Here is a 15,208-nt window from a genome sequence, read left to right on the forward strand (position 1 = left end):
GTCCGGACGAGCCTCACCTCGAGTCCAGTGTCCCCGTCGTTTCCGCCGGGCGACGGTTCAGCGAGGCCGCAGGTGCGTCACCCGCAGACCGCGCTCGGCGTGCAGCCGGTCGGCCACGAGCGAGCGATGGCACGCCTCCGGGTCACGCTCGACGCAGAAGAGGGCGGTCGTTCCCTCCGGTAGCTCTGCGACGAGCGCGCCCAGGTCGAACGGGTCGAGGATCTCCCGCGTGTAGCCCGTGGCGTACTCGGGCGCGAGCGCGACGCGGTTGCGCTTGCCCACGCCCGCGCGGTCGTCCGCGCGGTACTGGAGCCGGCGCAGCTCGGTCGTCGGCGCCAGCCCCGGGACGTGCCGGTACTCGACGGCCGCGGCGGCGAGCACGGCCTGGAGCCGGACCGCGTTCGCCCACGCGTACTCGGGGCCCCGCACGCCGCGGCGCTGGCGGAGGTCGAGCAGGAGTCGCACGTTCGCGCGCGTGAGCTCCTCGACGAACGTGTCGGCCGTGAACCCGTAGACGCCGATCGTCGCGATGTGCCGCACCGCTACGGCACGAGGGCGGGCTGGTCGACCACCCACAGCCACGACCCATCCGGCTGCCGCCGGGCGATCTCCACCGTGATCTCGCCCGTGGTCAGCGTGGACGCGGTGAGCGCCAGGTCGCCGCTGACCAGCGCCGGGTGCTGCCGGCCGGGTGCGAGCACCGGCGCCGCCGCCACGAACTGCTCGAAGACCTTGCGGATCTCCGCGTGCCCGGTGGCGAGGCTGCCGGGCGGGAACGCCATCACCGCGTCCGGCTCGTACAGCGCCACCAGCCCGTCGACGTCGCCGGCGTTGGCGCGCTCGATGAAGTACCTGCCCAGGTCGTTCGGCTCGGTGGCCGGTGTCGTGCTCGTCATGCGGTGAGCTTCGCACCGAATCACGACATCCTCTGTCGCGTATTACTGGGAAGATCTCGACATGCGCGCGGACCGGCTGGTGTCGCTGGTGCTGCTGCTGCGCCAGCACGGCCGGATGTCCGCGGCCGAGCTGGCCCGCGAGCTGGAGGTGTCCACGCGCACCGTGCTGCGCGACGTGGAGGCGCTCTCGGCCGCCGGTGTCCCCGTGTACGCCGAGCGTGGCCGCCGCGGCGGGTTCGCGTTGCTGCCCGGCTTCCGCACCGAGCTCACCGGACTGGGCCACGAGGAGGCGCTGGCGCTGCTGGTCGCCGGATCGCGGCGGGGTGCGCAGGCGTTCGGGCTCGGGCCGGCGCTCGCGTCGGCCATGCGCAAGGTCGTCGACGCGCTTCCCGAGGCGAACCGGGCCACGGCGGCGGGTGCGGTCCAGCGCCTGCTCGTCGACCCGGAGACCGACCTGCTCGCGCGCCGGTTCGCGACCGACGAGCTGCCCGACGCCGTCCTCACCGAGGTCCGCCGCGCGGTGCTCACCGGGCACAAGCTGCGCATCCACTACGCCGCCGTGGACCAGAAGCCGGCATGGCGGACGGTGGACCCGATCGGGCTGGTCACGGCCCGCGACCAGGGGTACCTGCTGGCCACCCGGTCCGGTGCGGACCGCACCTACCGGCTGTCGCGCGTGCTCGCCGCCGAGGTCCTCGACGAACGGGCGGAGCGTCCGGAACGGGTCGACCTCGACCGTGCATGGCAGGAGCGCAGCGCGCGGTTCCGCGCCGGCGACGACCAGGTCACCGTGCAGGTGCGGGTGCAGGTGGCCCGGCGGGAAGAGCTGGTGCGCACCGCGGTCGCCGTCCTCACCGAGGGACCGGAGGAGGACGGCTGGCAGTCGCTGGAGGTGACGTTCCAGGACGCCCGGCACGCGCTGTGGGCACTCTGGGAGCTGGCGACCGGCGCAGAGGTCCTCGGCCCGCAGTGGCTTCGGGCCGCCCTCCGCGAACGGGCGGCCGCGCTGGTCGCCCGCTACGAGCCGGACTGATCCCTACTGCAGCGCGAGCGTGCGGATCACCTGACGCGCGGCGGCCGCGCCCTCCGACTCGGCGATGGCCAGCGCCGTCGTGACGTCGAGGTCGTCCAGCAGGGCCGCCTGCACGGCGGTCGCGGCCACGCTCGAACCGGACGGGCCGCCGGCGGCCGTGTAGAGCCGGTCGAGTGTGCGGGCGGCGTCGTCGAGCAGGTCGGGCCGGTAGTCCCAGTCGCTCGCCCAGTGCCGCTGCAGCAGCATCAGCCGCAGCACCGGCCCGGGGACCTCGCGGAGGAGGTCGGCCACCAGCACCAGGTTGCCGGTGCTCTTGGCCATCTTCGTGCCGCCGAGCCCGACCGTGCCCACCCGGAACGCCGCCCGGGCGAACGGCGTCGCGCCGGTGGCCGCCTCGACCATCGCCGACTGGTAGGCGTGGTGCGGGAAGGCCAGGTCCGAGCCACCGGCCAGCACGTCCACGACGCCGCCGAGTGTCGCCAGCGCCATCGCCGCGCACTCGGCGTGCCAGCCCGGCCGGCCGGGTCCCCACGGGCTCGGCCACGCCGGCTCGCCTGGTCCCGAGGCCTGCCACACGACGACGTCGAACGGGTCGTCGCGGCGCTCGTCGGCGGGGTCGTCGCCGAACTCGGCGGCCAGCCGCAGCGCATCGGCCCGGTCCAGGCCGGCCCGGGCGGGCACGGCGGCGCCGCGGAAGTGCACCCGCCCGTCCCGCTCGTAGGCGGCGCCGGTGGCGAGCAGGGCCCCGGCCAGCCGGATCACGTGCCGGACGTGGTGGCGGGCGTGCGGCGCGTGCTCGGGCGGGCGGACGTGCAACGCCGCCATGTCCTGGTCGAACCAGTACTCCTGGGAGAGACCGAACTCGTCGTAGGCGCGGCCGCGCTGCGCCGCCGTGCGGGTCAGGACGTCGTCGACGTCGGTGACGTTGCGGGCCACGACCGTGTCGGTGCCGGCCATCCGCAGCACCCGCGCGACCGTGTCCGCCCAGACGAACGTCGCAGCGTGGCCGAGGTGCGTCACGTCGTAGGGCGTGATGCCGCACAGGTAGATCCGCGCCGGCACGGTCGGGGCGAGTCGCTGTCCACCGAGCCGCAGGGTCGCCGTCACGGCTCGTCCGGTCGCAGGTTCCGTCCTCACCACCGGATGGTGGCACGGATCTCCCTTGCCGGTTTTGCTTGGCCGAGCTAAATTTTGCTCATGCGAGCAAGAACGTTCACGGAATCGGGCCGCCGCGCCCAGATCGTGACCGCCGCCATCGAGGTGATCGCCGAGGTGGGGTACGCCAATGCGTCCTTCAGCCGGATCGCCAAGCACGCCGGGCTGTCCAGCACCGGCATGATCAGCTACCACTTCGCCGGCAAGGACGACCTCCTCAACGCGTGCATCGCGGAGATCGAGGAGGTCACGGGCGCGTACATGCAGCCGCGCGTCGACGCCGCCGAGGGGCACGTCGCGCAGCTGCGGGCCTACGTCGAGTCCAACGTCGCGCTCGTCGGCGAGCACCCCGCGCCCGTGCGGGCGCTCATCGACCTGGTGCGGAACGCCGGGTCGCAGAGCGCGTCGGTGAACGAGCGGCTGGCCCTCTTCGAGCGGCACTTCCGCGACGGCCAGGCCGCCGGCGCGTTCCGCAGCTTCGACGTGCGGACCACGGCACTCGCACTGATGGCCGGCCTCGACGCCGTCGTGGCCACCGCCGCGGCGCAGGGCGTCGAACCGGCAGAGCTCGACCGGCTGGGCCGCGAGCTCGCCGACCTGTACGTGCGGGCGACCGCATCCGAGACCGAGGGGGACACATGATCGAGGGCAAGACCGAGCCCGATGCCGGGTTGCGCCGGCTGGTGCAGGCCAACCTGCTGAGCATCCTGTTCGAGGTGGTCGTCCCGATGGCGCTGTTCTACGGGCTGCGCGCCGCCGGCGTGAGCCAGTGGTGGGCGCTGATGGCCGGCGTGCTGGTGGCGGGGCCGTACGTGCTGTGGAAGCTGGTGCGCAGCCGCCGGGTCGACATGGTCGCGCTGGTCACCCTGAGCGTCCTCGTGCTCTCGGTGGTGCTCGGCATGCTGTCCGACGACCCGCGCACGCTCGTGGTCCGGGAGGGCTGGACGGCCGTGCTGGGCGGCCTGTTCGGGGCGTGGATGCTGGTGTCGGTCTGGGTGGGCCGGCCGGCGCAGCTGACGTTGGGGCGCACGATCGCCGAGGTCAAGCGCGGTGCCGAGGGCGCGGCCGCATGGGCCGCCCGCTGGGACACCGACGCCCGGTTCCGGCACGCCCTGCGCGTCGACACGGCCGTGTGGGGTGCCGTGCTGCTGGTGCACGCGGTGGCGCACGTCGTGCTCGTGTACGTGCTGCCGATCGACCTGGTCTCGGCCGTCACGACGGTGGTGTGGCTGGCGACGCTGGCCGCGTTGATCACGTGGCACGTCTGGTACATCCGCCGGGAAGGCATCGATGCCTGACGTGCTGGTGGCGGGCGCCGGCCCGACCGGCCTGCTCGCCGCGTACGAGCTCGAACGCGCCGGCCTGGACGTGCTGGTGCTGGAGCGCGACCGGTGCCCGTCCCCGCAGTCGAAGGCGCTGGCGCTCCAGCCCCGGTCGATCGAGGTGCTCGCCGACCGCGGACTGCTGGACGCGATCGAGCCGCACGTCCACGCCCGCCTGCCGGCCGGGCACTTCTCCGGCATCCCGATCGACTACACCGATCTGCCGTCGCCATTCCCGTACCAGCTCGGTGTGGAGCAGGCGCACGTCGCGGCGGCGATCGAGGCGCAGCTGCGCACGCCCGTGCAGCGCGCGGCCGCCGTCGACGCCGTGGCGCAGAACGCCGACGGGGTCACCGTCACCGCTGCCGGGCGCGAGCACCGGGCCGGCTGGCTGGTGGCCGCCGACGGTGGGCACAGCGCCGTCCGATCCCTGCTGGGCGCCGCCTTCCCGGGCACGTCGGCCCGGATCTCGCTGGTCGTCGCGGACCTCACCCTCGCGGCGAAACCGCTGGGGCTCGCCGACGACTGGCAGCTGCCGTCGGCGGGATCGGGGTTCCTGCTGCCGCTGTCGGACGGGCGCTACCGCGCGGTCGTCGCCGGTGCCGAGCAGCAGGAGATCGATCGCGCCGCACCCGTCACGGCGGGCGAGGTGCAGCGCGCGCTGACCAGCGCGCACGGCCCGGGTATCGAGGTGGGGGAGCTGCTGTGGGCGTCGCGGTTCGGCGACGCGGCCCGGCAGCTGGTGCGCTACCGGCACGGCCGCGTGCTGTTCGCCGGCGACGCCGCGCACATCCATCTCCCGGTGGGCGGGCAGGGGCTGAACCTGGGCCTGCAGGACGCGGTGAACCTGGGCTGGAAGCTAGCCGCGCAGGTCCGCGGGCACGCGCCGGCCGGCCTGCTCGACAGCTACCACGCCGAGCGCCACCCGGTCGCCGCCCGAGTGCTGGTCAGCACGCGAGCGCAGGGCCTGCTCGGGATCCCTGACCCCGATGTCGCGACGGTCCGCGCGATCGTCGACGGGCTGCTCGCCGTCCCGGAGGCCCGCCGCGCGATGGCGGCGGAGCTGTCCGGCGTCGGGATCAGCTACCCGGGCACGTGCGGACGGGCCGTCGACGTGCCGGTCGCTCCCGACGGGCGCGGCGTGCTCGTCGGCGCACCGCTGCCGGAGCGCTGGTCGGACCGGGTGGAGCACCGCCCGGGCCCGGCGCCGCAGCTCGTCCGTCCCGACGGGTACGTGGTCTGGACGGGCGGACCGGGACTGGAGGCGGCGCTGCACCGGTGGTTCGGGAACGTGTGACGATCAGGGCGTGGACGACGCGATCGAGGCGGACGGGCAGCGGTTCACGGTGCGGGCGGCGCGCCGGGCCGACGTGCCCGAGCTGGTGGCGATGCTGGCCGACGACCCGCTCGGCAGCACGCGGGAGGGCGCGCCGCTCGCGGCGTACGAGGCTGCGTTCGAGGCGATCGACGCCGATCCTCGGCAGCTGCTGGCCGTGCTGGAGGCCGCGGACGGCGTCGTCGTCGGCACCCTGCAGCTCACCGTCATCCCCGGGCTGTCCCGCGGTGGTGCGCTGCGCGCGCAGATCGAGGCGGTGCGGGTGCACTCCGCGTACCGCGGCCGCCGGCTGGGCAGCCCGTTCATCAGGTGGGCGATCGACGAGGCGCGCCGGCGCGGATGCGTGCTGGTGCAGCTCACCACCGACAAGTCGCGCGTCGATGCGCACCGCTTCTACCGGCGGCTCGGTTTCGTCGACTCGCACGTCGGGATGAAGCTGTCCCTGCAGGGCTGAGCGCTACGCCGTCGTGCGGCGCAGGCCCATCCACTCCAGGTCGGCGAACGCCGCGACGGCGAGCGCCTGGGCGACCACCAGCACCGTGCCGAGCACGGTGAGGGGCACGAGCAGGGCGACGGCGAGGCTCGCGACGACCCACGCGAGGTTGCCCACCACCACCGTCCAGACGAGCGCGACGGGCATCTGCCGGCGCGCCGCCAGCGCGAGCAGCGCGATCCCGAACAGGACGAGGAACCCGCCGACGCCGCGCAGCACGGCCTCGGGGGCGGCGGTGAGCTCGTGCACCAGGGGTGCGGCGCCGAGGGCGACGAGGCCCAGCGCGCCGGACGCGGCGGCGTCGACGCGCAGGGCGAGCCGGAGCAGGCGGCCGTCGTCGACGGTGCGGGTGGGTGCGGTGCTGGTGGTCATGGGTGCCTCCGGGAGCTGGTGGTGCACCCACTCTCGGTCCCGGCTCGGTGGCCGGTCGATGACCTCGCACGTCATACGCCGGCGGCCCGGCACCGCGACCTCTCGGGGGTCGCAGCGCCGGGCCGCGGGTACTGCCGGGGAGCGTCAGATCACAGGCTCGGCATGCCGGCCTGGGGGAGCAGGCTGGTGAAGGCGTTCGCCGTGTCGAGGCTGGGCAGCGCGGGCGAGTCGTTGTTGACGTTGTGCCCGTTGAACGTCCCGTCGAGGTTGGCGATGCCGTCGGTCCCGGGCAGCGACGCCGCGTTCATCTCCGTCGGGACGGCGAGGGACTCGACCGAGGGCATGTGCGTCGACAGGTACGACGGGTCCACCTGCGGGTGCTGCGCCGGAGCGATCGAGGCCCCGTCGATCGTGGGCGCCTGGAACGAGAAGGCGTCCGGGAGAGCCGGCATGCCGGAGTGGGCGGTGTCGGCGGCCTGCGTGAACGCCTCGAGACCGGGGACCGCGCTGTCGCCAGCAGGAGCAGACGGTGCGTCGAGTGCGGGGGCCTCGGGGAGGTCGGAGGCGCTCGGGGCCGCGAGCGCGGGGCCCGCGAAACCGATGCCGAGTGCCGCGATTCCGGCGGCGGCAGCGGTGGTGCGGATGCTGCGGCGGGCGTTGCTGCTCATCTTGCGTTCCCTTCGGAAACTGTGACTGCGCGGTGACTCAGGGCAAGCAACGAAAGATGAAGGGGAAAGATGTGCTCGGCGGGCGGTCCGGAGCGTTCTTCACCCGATTCAGTGGCAACCGATCTGCAGGTCAGAGCGGGTTTCACCGACACGGGTGGCGTGGCGCTGCTTGACGCGCGCACCATTGCAATCGACAACTGTGCGCATGTGTCGGAGGTCACCTGAATGGTGAAGGGGATCCAGGCGGCCGCATTTGCGACGTCCGCAGTCGCGGCCGCAGCGGCCGGGATCAGCTGGCGCTACTCGGTGCTGCTGACCGATGCGCGCCGCCGCCCGATGCTGCTGGACGAGGTGCTGGCCGCCGACGAGCACGCGGTGACGCTCCGGGCGTCGCGGCTGTCGGTGCAGCCGGGCACGTGGGGTCTGCGCTTCCCGGACGGGCTGGCCATGGTGGGGCCCGTGCTGCGGGTGACCGACGGCACCGTGGTGCGGCCGCTGCTGCGCGGTCCGGTGCCGCCTCCGGGTCCCGCGGGGCTGGATCCGGGCCCGTTCGACCCTGATCCAGGAGCGCGCGGGCTCGCGTTCACCGACGTCGTCGTGGACGCACCCGCGGGGCCGTGCCCGGCATGGCTGGTGCCCGGGGAGGGTACGGCGGCCGCCGACTGGGTGCTGTTCGTGCACGGCCGCCACGGACAGCGCAGGGAGGCGCTGCGGGTGCTGCCGGCCGTGCACGCGCTGGGCTGCACGGCGCTGGCCGTCACCTATCGGAACGACGTCGAGGAGGGCGCTCCGGCCAGCACGGACGGGCTGGGCCACCTCGGCGACACCGAGTGGCTCGACGTCGAGGCGGCCATCCGGTTCGCGCTGGACCGGGGCGCGCGCCGGGTCGTCCTCTACGGCTGGTCCATGGGCGCGGCGATCACGGCCGCGCTGGTGGATCGCTCGGCGCTCGCACGGCACGTCGTCGCCATGGTGTGGGACGCGCCGGTGATCGACTGGCGGGCCACGCTGCGCCGCCAGGCCCGCAACCGGTGGCTCCCGGCGAGCCTGATCCGGCTGGTCACGGCGCTCACCCGGCGGCGGGTCGGCATCGACTTCGACCGCTTCGACCTGCTCGCCCGGCCCCCGGCGATGCGCCCTCCGACCCTGCTCGTGCACTCCGCCATGGACACCGCGGTGCCGCCCGGTCCGAGCCGGGCGCTGGCCGCCGCCGCACCCGCTCTGGGCTGGGATCTGCGGTACCTGGAGGTGGCCGACGTGGAGCACACGGCGTCCTGGAACGCCGACCCGCAGGCCTACGAACAGGCCGTGACGGCGTTCCTCGGGACGGTGCTGGACACGCAGCCGGCGCCCGGGCCTGGCACGATGGTCGCGTGACAGAACCAAGCAAGCACACGGCGACGCTGCGGACGAACAAGGGCGACATCCGCATCACGCTCTTCCCCGACCACGCGCCGAAGACGGTGGACAACTTCGTGGGCCTCGCGACCGGCAGCAAGGAGTACAGCCGGCCGAACGCGGGCGGCGGCACCTCCGGGCCGTTCTACGACGGTTCCGTCTTCCACCGCGTCATCGGCGGCTTCATGATCCAGGGCGGCGACCCGACCGGCACCGGCCGCGGTGGCCCCGGCTACCAGTTCGCGGACGAGTTCGCGCCGGACCTCAAGTTCGACCGGCCGTACCTGCTCGCCATGGCCAACGCCGGACCCGGCACCAACGGCTCGCAGTTCTTCATCACCGTGGGCCCGACCCCGCACCTGAACCGCCGCCACACGATCTTCGGCGAGGTCGCCGACGCCGAGTCCCGTGCCGTCGTCGACGCGATCGCCACCACCCCGACCGACCGCAACGACCGGCCGCTGTCCGAGGTGGTCATCGAGAGCATCCAGGTCTCGGACTGAGGTCAGCCGGATCCGGGGCAGGCTCGCGGACGTTGACGATGAGCGACAGCGAAGAGGTTGCGTGGTGAGTCATCCCGCGGGCCCCCCGGCCGCCCCGGCGGTCTGCGTCCGCCACCCCGACCGGCCCACCGGGCTGGCGTGCACCCGGTGCGGGCGCCCGGCGTGCACCGACTGCCTGCGCGAGGCGTCGGTGGGCTACCAGTGCGTCGACTGCGTCGCCGAGGGATCGCGCGGCGTCCGCCGCGGCACGACGGTGGCGGGCGCGCGTTCGGCCGGTCGTGGGCGGCCGGTCGTCACCTTCACGTTGATAGCGCTCAACCTGCTCGTCTTCGTCGTCACGATCGTGCAGGCGCGCAGCGTGCTCGAGGTGGACCGCGCAGACCTCTTCGACGAGTGGGTGCTGGTGCCCGGGTACGTCGCGCAGGGCGAGTGGTGGCGCCTGCTCACCAGCGGCTTCCTGCACTTCGGGCTGGTGCACATCGCGCTGAACATGGTCGCGCTGTGGATGCTCGGCCAGCAGATCGAACCCGTGCTGGGCCGCTGGCGCTTCCTCGCGACGTACCTGATCGCGCTGCTGGGCGGCTCGGCGGCGTGCATGCTCTTCTACCCGGTGAACGGGGGCGTCGCCGGCGCGTCCGGCGCGGTGTTCGGGCTGCTCGGGGCCTACCTCGTGGTGCTGATCCGGATGCGCCTCCCGGTGAGCATGATCATGCCCACGATCTTCATCAACGTCGTGATCAGCGTGGTCGTCCCGGGCATCGCGCTGCTCGCCCACCTCGGGGGTGCGCTGGCGGGCGCGGCGGCGACCGCCGCGATCGTCTACGTGCCGCGCACCAACCGCACAGCGCTGCAGACGGCACTGCTGGGCGGACTGACGGTGCTGGTGGTCGTGCTGTCGGTGCTGGGCGCGGCCCGCTTCTTCTAGCGACGGGCCGCCACCCAGCCCGGGCGCTACCGCGGCGCCTGGAAGCCGCCGATCCGCTCCTCGAGCAGTTCGGCCAGCCGCAACGGTGTGCGGTCCTCGTACATCGGGCCGACGAGCTGGACCCCGACCGGCAGGCCGTCAGGGGACGGGCCCGTCGGGATCGCGGTCGCCGGCAGTCCGGGCATGGTGGCCAGACCGGCCCAGACGAGCTGGTCGAAGTACGGGTGCTCGACGCCGTCGATGTCGAGTCGGCGCTCCAACGGGTCGGGGTGGTGGTCGTGCGGGAACGCCGGGGTCGGCGTGATCGGGCACACGACGGCGTCGAACTCGGTGAAGAGCTGCCGCCAGCTGTGGCGGTGCAGCTCGCGGTGGTGGTTGGCCTCGAGCCAGTCGCGGTGGCTGAGCAGCATCCCGCGCACGCGGGCCGCGTCGAGGCTCCGGTCGTCCGCGCTCAGCGCGGCGGCGCGGATCCGCAGTTCCTCGTCCGTGTCGACGGGGAAGCGCGCGACGGAACCCGAGAACTGGAACAGGGTGTAGAGGTACGCGGCCTCGGCCAGATCGGGCAGCAACGCGCTGTGCCGCTCGACGCGGGCGCCGCCCTCGACGAGCGCGCCCGCCACCCGATCCACGCCCGCGCGCACGGCGGACGCGGTCGGGACGAACGGATGCTCGTCGATCACGAGGACCCGGAAGTCGCCGAGCCGCTCGTGCCGCGCGGGCGGCAGGGCCAGCTCGTGCGCCGTGCCGAACGTCAGCGGGTCCGGCCCGGCCATGACGTCGAGCAGCAGCGTGAGGTCGCGAGCCGAGCGCGCCATCGGGCCGACGACGGCGAGGTCGAGATCGACGGGCAGGGCCGGTGCCTGCGGCGGGACCATGCCGCGCGCCGCCACGAGCCCGAGCGTCGGCTTGTGCGCGTGGACACCGCAGAAGTGCGCGGGGGTGCGCAAGGATCCGGCGAGGTCGGAGCCGATCGACAGCGCACCGAACCCGCAGGCCAGCGCCGCCGCCGAGCCGCCGGAGGATCCGCCGGACGTGCGGTCGGGGTCCCACGGGTTGTTGGTGGTGCCGTAGACCTCGTTGAAGCTCTGGATGTCCTGCAGCCCCACCGGCACGTTCGTCTTGCCCAGCACCACCGCGCCCGCGGCCTTCAGCCGCGACACCTGCACCGCGTCCTCCGCCGGCACGTGGTCCCGGTGCTCCGGCATGCCCCAGTTCGTGGGCAGCCCGGCCACGTTGAAGCACTCCTTGACCGTCACCGGGACGCCGAGCAGTGGCTTGTCCGCACCGCGGCGGCGCGCTTCGTCGGCGTCGCGCGCGGCAGCTCGCGCACGGTCGAAGTCCGGCACGCAGATCGCGTTGATCGCCTTGTCCTCCCGCTCGATGCGCGCGATCGCCGCGTCGGTCAGCTCCACCGACGTCACGTCACCGGCACGCAGAGCGGCCACGAGTTCTTCGGCCGTCGAGAAATCCACATCCATGAATTCGACGGTAACGGCCCATTCGTGGAGCCATAAAACATTGATTCGCACAACGGGGCGCAGATCTCGACGTGCAGATTTGCTCTCGGCCGCCCGTTGTGCCCTCTCGATCAGGGCCGGACGGCCAGCAGCACCGGCAGGACGTCCTCGGGATCGGCGGCGAGGTCGAGGCGGCCGAACAGGAGCAGCTGCTCGGTGCCGTCGGCGCGCACGGTGTCGATCTCGAGGAACGAGCTCTCGCGACCCAGCCGGCGGGTGCGCACGACGCGCACGTCCTGCACGAGCGGCCACGGGTGGTGGCGCGGCGCGCCGAACCCGCGCACCGTCACCCCGTCGGGATCGGCCTGCAACCGAGGGCGAGCGCGGGTGGCCCAGAAGGCCCACACCGCCAGCCCCGATGCGGTGACGGCGGCGAGGAGCCGGCCGGGAGCGTCGGCGTCGGTGGCCCAGAGGATCGCCGTCCACACGCCGAGCGCGGCGGCGGCGACCCACAGCGTCACGACCAGCGCCGGAGCCGGACTCCAGCGGCAAATGGAGTAGTGTTGATCACTCACAGTGAAGTTGTCCACAGGGTCTGTCCACACTGGGGACTACTTACAGGCATGTGTTTTCGCTGATCAACGCCACTTCATCGTCATCAGGAGCCCGATTACGATGAGTGAGAATCCGATGAGGAAGTTGAGCGGGCCGAGCTGGCTCATCCACGGGATGAGGTCGACCGCCAGGTACTGCACGACGAGCCACACCAGCCCGAGCAGCATCAGCCCCAGCATCACGGCGATGTACACCGGGTGCGTGGGGCCCTTCACCTTGACCGGAGTCTTCCGGTCGGCGCCCGGAGGCGTGTAGACCGTCTTCTTGCGGACCTTGGACTTCGGCATCGTCGGAAACCCTCGTCGTGGCTCGCCGCGCCGGCCGGCACGGACTCTGGTCCCACACGGTAGCGCGACCGGCAGCCGCCGGTCAGACGGCTGCGCGCAGCTGCGCCATCTCCGCGGTGAGCCGCTCGACGGTGCCGGCGTCCGGCGCGTGGCCGGACAGCCGCATCCAGTTCGCCAGCAGCCGGTGCCCGTCCTCGGTGAGCACCGACTCGGGGTGGAACTGCACCCCGTGCATCGGCAGCGACCGGTGCTGCACGGCCATGATCACGCCGCCCTCGGTGCGGCCGGTGACCTCCAGCTCGGCCGGCAGCGTGTCGGGCCGGATCGTCAGCGAGTGGTACCGGGTGGCGACGAACGGGTCGGCCATCCCCGCCAGGACGCCGGCACCGGTGTGGTGCACCAGCGACGTCTTGCCGTGCAGCAGTTCCGGCGCCCGCTCCACCACCCCGCCGAACGCGACACCGATGGCCTGGTGCCCGAGGCACACGCCCAGCAGCGGCAGCTCGGCCGCCGCGGCCCGGTGGATCACCTCGACGCTCGAACCCGCCCGCTCCGGGGTGCCCGGGCCGGGGCTCACCAGCACGCCGTCGACGTCGCCGAGCTCGTCGAGGTCGAGCTCGTCGTTGCGCCGCACCGTCGGCGTGGCACCGAGCTGGGCCAGGTACTGGACCAGGTTGAAGACGAAGCTGTCGTAGTTGTCGACGACGAGGACGCGCATGCGCCCAGTGTCCCCGGCCGACCCCGGTCGGGGCCAGCCGGTTAGTTGCCGAAGAAGCCGCCGCCACCGCCCTGGAAGCGGCCGATGACGAGGGTCACCTGGGATCCGGTGTCGGCGTTCTGGCCACCGTTGGGGCTCTGCCGCTGCACCTTGCCGTTCTGGCTGGCGTCGTTGACCTGCTGCGTCGTCGTGCGCACGTTGGTGAAGCCCGCACTGTTGAGCTGGGCGCGCGCCTGGTTCTCGTTGAGGCCCGTGACGTCGGGCACGGACTTCGTGCCCTGGCCGCCGTGGCCGTTGGTCAGGATCTGCACCGTGCCGCCGTCGGGCACCTGCGAGCCGGCCGGCGGGTTGGTGCCGGTGACCTGGTCGTCGTCGCTCGCGCCGTTCGGGCGCAGCGGCTTGTAGCCCTTGTTCTTCAGGTCGTTCGCGACGTCCTCGACGGACCGACCGCTGTAGTCCTCCAGCGGATCCCCGGTGGCCTGCGCGCCGATCTGGATGTCGACGGCACTGTCGCTGTCCACCTCGTCGCCACCGCTCGGGTCCGACTTGACGACCTTGTTGTACAGCGTGGAGTCGGTCGTGGAGGTCTGGGTCGACTTGCCGACCTTGAGCCCGTTCTGCTCCAGCAGCGCCTTGGCGTCGGCCTCCGACTTGCCGACGAGGTTCGGCACCCGGACCCGCGCCGGGCCCTTGCTGACGGTGAGGGTGACGACGGTGCGCTGCTCCACCTGGGTGCCCATCGGCGGGTTCGTGCTGATCACCTGGTCCCGCGGCACGGTGTCGGAGAAGGCGAGCTCCGGCTGGGGATTGGTGCGCAGCTGCAGGCCGATCAACGTGTTGTTGGCGACCGTGAACGTCTGGCCGGCCAGCGTCGTCGGGATCGTGACCTTCTGCGCCGCCGGTGGCCCGCTCAACAGCTGGTACGCGACGAACCCGATGACGCCCAGTGCCACCACGACCGCCGCGACGATGCCGATCAGGCGGCCGGTGTTGCGGCGCGGCTCGTCGTAGTCGTCGTAGTACTCCTGCGGCGGCGGGGGCGGGGCGCCGTGGCGGCCGCCGTTCATCCGGCGCGTGGCACCGGTGTGCGAGGCGGCGAGCATGGCGGTGCGCTCGTCCTCGCTCATCACGGCCGGCGCCATCGGTGCCTGGCCGCTGCGGACCCGCACCAGGTCGGTGCGCATCTCGGCGGCCGACTGGTACCGGTTGGCCGGGTTCTTCGACAGCGCCTTGAGGACGACCGCGTCGAGCTCCGGCGGGATGCTCGGGTTGAGCTCGGACGGGCGCCGCGGGTCCTCCCGCACGTGCTGGTAGGCCACCGCGACCGGGGAGTCGCCCGTGAACGGCGGCTCGCCCGTGAGCAGCTCGAACAGCACGCAGCCGGCCGCGTACACGTCACTGCGGGCGTCGACGGCCTCGCCGCGCGCCTGCTCCGGCGACAGGTACTGCGCGGTGCCGATCACCGCGGCGGTCTGGGTGACGTTCTGGCCCTCGCCGAGCGCGCGGGCGATGCCGAAGTCCATCACCTTCACCGCGCCCGCGCGGTTGATCATGATGTTGGCGGGCTTCACGTCGCGGTGGATGATCTGGTGGCGGTGCGAGAAGTCCAGCGCCGCGCACACGTCGGCCATCACCTCGATGACCCGCTGCTGGCTCATCGGGCCGGTGGTCTTGATGATCTCGCGCAGGGTCTGCCCGTCGACGTACTCCATGACGATGTAGGGCAGCGGGCCGAACTCGCTCTGCGTCTCACCCGTGTCGTAGACGGCGACGATCGCGGGGTGGTTGAGCGCGGCGGCGTTCTGGGCCTCGCGGCGGAACCGCATCTGGAACTGCGGGTCGCGCGCCAGATCGGCGCGCAGCACCTTGATGGCGACGTCGCGGGAGAGGCGCGTGTCGAGCCCGCGGTGCACCTCGGACATGCCCCCGTAGCCGAGTGTCTCGCCCAGCTCGTAGCGCTCGGACAACAGTCGAGGCGTGGTCATCGGTGCCGGTTCCTTGCCGATTCGTTGGATTCGGACATCATGCCC

General features: G+C 72.9%; 18 protein-coding genes. 8 read left to right on the forward strand and 10 right to left on the reverse strand.

Going from position 1 to position 15,208, the window contains the following annotated elements:
• Positions 1 to 57 precede the first annotated feature (57 nt).
• Together ACQEVB_RS07345 and ACQEVB_RS07350 are read right to left on the reverse strand one after the other, a co-directional pair.
• Positions 58 to 540 (reverse strand): DUF488 domain-containing protein, encoded by a 483-nt coding sequence (locus ACQEVB_RS07345; protein ID WP_432966741.1) that lies wholly within the window; start codon positions 538 to 540, stop codon positions 58 to 60.
• Between the two features lie 2 nt (positions 541 to 542).
• The gene (locus tag ACQEVB_RS07350) at positions 543 to 896 is read right to left on the reverse strand and encodes a YybH family protein (protein WP_432966743.1); all 354 of its coding nucleotides are present in this window, start codon (positions 894 to 896) and stop codon (positions 543 to 545) included.
• A gap of 61 nt (positions 897 to 957) precedes the next feature.
• Here ACQEVB_RS07350 and ACQEVB_RS07355 point away from each other — a divergent pair, with 61 nt between their 5' ends.
• Positions 958 to 1,929 (forward strand): helix-turn-helix transcriptional regulator, encoded by a 972-nt coding sequence (locus ACQEVB_RS07355; RefSeq protein ID WP_432966745.1) that lies wholly within the window; start codon positions 958 to 960, stop codon positions 1,927 to 1,929.
• Between the two features lie 3 nt (positions 1,930 to 1,932).
• On the opposite strand, the gene ACQEVB_RS07360 is transcribed toward ACQEVB_RS07355, so the two are convergent.
• Positions 1,933 to 3,066, reverse strand: coding sequence for a cysteine--tRNA ligase (locus ACQEVB_RS07360; RefSeq protein ID WP_432966747.1), 1,134 nt, complete (start codon positions 3,064 to 3,066; stop codon positions 1,933 to 1,935).
• A gap of 60 nt (positions 3,067 to 3,126) precedes the next feature.
• Here ACQEVB_RS07360 and ACQEVB_RS07365 point away from each other — a divergent pair, with 60 nt between their 5' ends.
• The 4 genes from ACQEVB_RS07365 to ACQEVB_RS07380 all read left to right on the forward strand — a co-directional run bounded on the left by ACQEVB_RS07365 (position 3,127) and on the right by ACQEVB_RS07380 (position 6,196).
• Positions 3,127 to 3,726: a TetR/AcrR family transcriptional regulator gene (locus ACQEVB_RS07365; RefSeq protein ID WP_432966749.1), complete on the forward strand. Its 600-nt coding sequence runs from the start codon at positions 3,127 to 3,129 to the stop codon at positions 3,724 to 3,726.
• The gene (locus ACQEVB_RS07370) at positions 3,723 to 4,382 is read left to right on the forward strand and encodes a VC0807 family protein (protein WP_432966751.1); all 660 of its coding nucleotides are present in this window, start codon (positions 3,723 to 3,725) and stop codon (positions 4,380 to 4,382) included. The genes ACQEVB_RS07365 and ACQEVB_RS07370 overlap by 4 nt, the downstream gene beginning before the upstream one ends.
• The gene (locus ACQEVB_RS07375) at positions 4,375 to 5,703 is read left to right on the forward strand and encodes an FAD-dependent oxidoreductase (RefSeq protein WP_432966753.1); all 1,329 of its coding nucleotides are present in this window, start codon (positions 4,375 to 4,377) and stop codon (positions 5,701 to 5,703) included. The genes ACQEVB_RS07370 and ACQEVB_RS07375 overlap by 8 nt, the downstream gene beginning before the upstream one ends.
• 91 nt (positions 5,704 to 5,794) lie before the next feature.
• On the forward strand, positions 5,795 to 6,196 hold the full coding sequence (locus ACQEVB_RS07380) for a GNAT family N-acetyltransferase (RefSeq protein WP_432980203.1): 402 nt from the start codon (positions 5,795 to 5,797) through the stop codon (positions 6,194 to 6,196).
• 3 nt (positions 6,197 to 6,199) lie between these two features.
• On the opposite strand, the gene ACQEVB_RS07385 is transcribed toward ACQEVB_RS07380, so the two are convergent.
• On the reverse strand, positions 6,200 to 6,607 hold the full coding sequence (locus tag ACQEVB_RS07385; RefSeq protein WP_432966755.1) for a hypothetical protein: 408 nt from the start codon (positions 6,605 to 6,607) through the stop codon (positions 6,200 to 6,202).
• A gap of 149 nt (positions 6,608 to 6,756) precedes the next feature.
• The gene (locus ACQEVB_RS07390) at positions 6,757 to 7,275 is read right to left on the reverse strand and encodes a hypothetical protein (protein WP_432966757.1); all 519 of its coding nucleotides are present in this window, start codon (positions 7,273 to 7,275) and stop codon (positions 6,757 to 6,759) included.
• Positions 7,276 to 7,500: 225 nt separating this feature from the next.
• On the opposite strand from ACQEVB_RS07390, the gene ACQEVB_RS07395 reads away from it, so the two are divergent.
• The 3 genes from ACQEVB_RS07395 to ACQEVB_RS07405 all read left to right on the forward strand — a co-directional run bounded on the left by ACQEVB_RS07395 (position 7,501) and on the right by ACQEVB_RS07405 (position 10,101).
• The gene (locus tag ACQEVB_RS07395; RefSeq protein WP_432966759.1) at positions 7,501 to 8,652 is read left to right on the forward strand and encodes an alpha/beta hydrolase family protein; all 1,152 of its coding nucleotides are present in this window, start codon (positions 7,501 to 7,503) and stop codon (positions 8,650 to 8,652) included.
• Complete coding sequence (locus ACQEVB_RS07400) at positions 8,649 to 9,176, forward strand: peptidylprolyl isomerase (protein WP_432966761.1); 528 nt, start codon at positions 8,649 to 8,651, stop codon at positions 9,174 to 9,176. Before ACQEVB_RS07395 ends, ACQEVB_RS07400 begins: the two co-directional genes overlap by 4 nt.
• Positions 9,177 to 9,240: 64 nt before the next feature.
• Positions 9,241 to 10,101 (forward strand): rhomboid family intramembrane serine protease, encoded by an 861-nt coding sequence (locus ACQEVB_RS07405; protein ID WP_432966763.1) that lies wholly within the window; start codon positions 9,241 to 9,243, stop codon positions 10,099 to 10,101.
• Between the two features lie 26 nt (positions 10,102 to 10,127).
• Here the strand turns inward: ACQEVB_RS07405 and ACQEVB_RS07410 are convergent, their stop codons facing one another.
• From ACQEVB_RS07410 to pknB, 5 genes are all read right to left on the reverse strand, one after another.
• Positions 10,128 to 11,579 carry an amidase gene (locus tag ACQEVB_RS07410; protein ID WP_432966765.1) on the reverse strand — a complete coding sequence of 484 codons (1,452 nt, stop codon included), beginning with the start codon at positions 11,577 to 11,579 and terminating at the stop codon, positions 10,128 to 10,130.
• Positions 11,580 to 11,689: 110 nt separating this feature from the next.
• The gene (locus tag ACQEVB_RS07415; RefSeq protein WP_432966767.1) at positions 11,690 to 12,079 is read right to left on the reverse strand and encodes a PH domain-containing protein; all 390 of its coding nucleotides are present in this window, start codon (positions 12,077 to 12,079) and stop codon (positions 11,690 to 11,692) included.
• 117 nt (positions 12,080 to 12,196) lie between these two features.
• Positions 12,197 to 12,460, reverse strand: a complete 264-nt coding sequence (gene crgA, locus ACQEVB_RS07420) for a cell division protein CrgA (protein WP_432966770.1) — start codon at positions 12,458 to 12,460, stop codon at positions 12,197 to 12,199.
• 82 nt (positions 12,461 to 12,542) lie between these two features.
• The gene (locus ACQEVB_RS07425; protein WP_432966772.1) at positions 12,543 to 13,178 is read right to left on the reverse strand and encodes an aminodeoxychorismate/anthranilate synthase component II; all 636 of its coding nucleotides are present in this window, start codon (positions 13,176 to 13,178) and stop codon (positions 12,543 to 12,545) included.
• A 41-nt stretch (positions 13,179 to 13,219) separates the two neighbouring features.
• Positions 13,220 to 15,163 carry a Stk1 family PASTA domain-containing Ser/Thr kinase gene (pknB, locus tag ACQEVB_RS07430; protein ID WP_432966774.1) on the reverse strand — a complete coding sequence of 648 codons (1,944 nt, stop codon included), beginning with the start codon at positions 15,161 to 15,163 and terminating at the stop codon, positions 13,220 to 13,222.
• Positions 15,164 to 15,208 lie beyond the last annotated feature (45 nt).

The sequence above is a fragment of the Pseudonocardia sp. CA-107938 genome (genome assembly GCF_050936315.1).
Classification (GTDB): Bacteria; Actinomycetota; Actinomycetes; order Mycobacteriales; family Pseudonocardiaceae; genus Pseudonocardia.